This is a genomic window from Halorubrum shenae (genome assembly GCF_051194165.1).
GTDB lineage: Archaea > Halobacteriota > Halobacteria > Halobacteriales > Haloferacaceae > Halorubrum.
In genome coordinates this window covers 1-927 of sequence record NZ_JBLZNI010000052.1, presented here as the reverse complement: position 1 = coordinate 927, position 927 = coordinate 1, and the positions used below count along the sequence as shown (strand labels likewise).

The window sequence follows — 927 nt, the reverse complement described above, 5'->3', positions numbered from 1 at the left end:
AGATCCCCCGACGGCGTAATCATTTTGTCACTAGACGTGGTTTGATCGGCTAGCAGCGTTTCCATAGGTGAAATCCTAAGGAGCTGATAGGATTGGTGTGCGAGATACAGAGGGTGAGTTCAGCATTTCTCCCAATTATTTCACGGTTCTATTGGTGAATCAGCCGCTCGGTACTTCAACCTTACATACCGCTCCGCATACTTCTGAGGGTTAGGTAGCAAACATCTTTGTTCTAGGACTGTTTGATAGTAAACAAGCTATGTACCGGTATTCCGACTTGGGCCAGCAGCAGAACTGGTGGCGAGTTCGAATCGGCACCGAGAGGACCAATTGCTGTATCTCTGTGGTCGAATAATGATCGCTTCTTCCCCAGTCATCGATTCGTCGACGGTGTTGCTCGTTGGAACAGACGACTGGCTCACGCAATTCGCCACGACGCTCGAGGCACGGACTAACGCGACTGTGCATACAGTCGGGGGCAAAACGGAGGCGCTTGACATCGTGGAAAAGGGGACCGCTGACTGTCTCATTAGTGAGTACGAACTCGAAGAGATGACCGGACTCGATCTCCTTAGAGAGATCCGCGAGGAAGCGACTGCGCTACCAGTACTACTGGGTACTACTGCCGGGAGCGAGGCCATTGCCAGCGAGGCGATCGGAGCCGGTGTCACCGATTACATCGCACTCGTGGAACCAGTTGAGGAGATGGCCGACGAACTCATCGAGCGAACTGAGCGTGTCCTCCGATCTGCTCAGCGGTCGGCCACACAACGGGAGCGAGCCAGACAGTTCGACACGATATTCAACGATTTGCGGACCGCAACGTGGGTGCTTGACCAGGATGGTGTACCATCCGTCTTCAGTTAAGCAAGAAACCGCGTAACTGCGGTGGCTTATCGGGACATCTTTCGGAAGGAATGAGGAAGT

Annotated in this window: 1 pseudogene; it reads left to right on the top strand. The window is 53.4% G+C overall.

The annotated features are described in order from the left end of the window. Window positions 1-354: 354 nt before the first annotated feature. Window positions 355-846, top strand: a pseudogene (locus ACNS88_RS17605) (response regulator); the annotation flags it as partial. Between the last annotated feature and the right edge of the window lie 81 nt (window positions 847-927).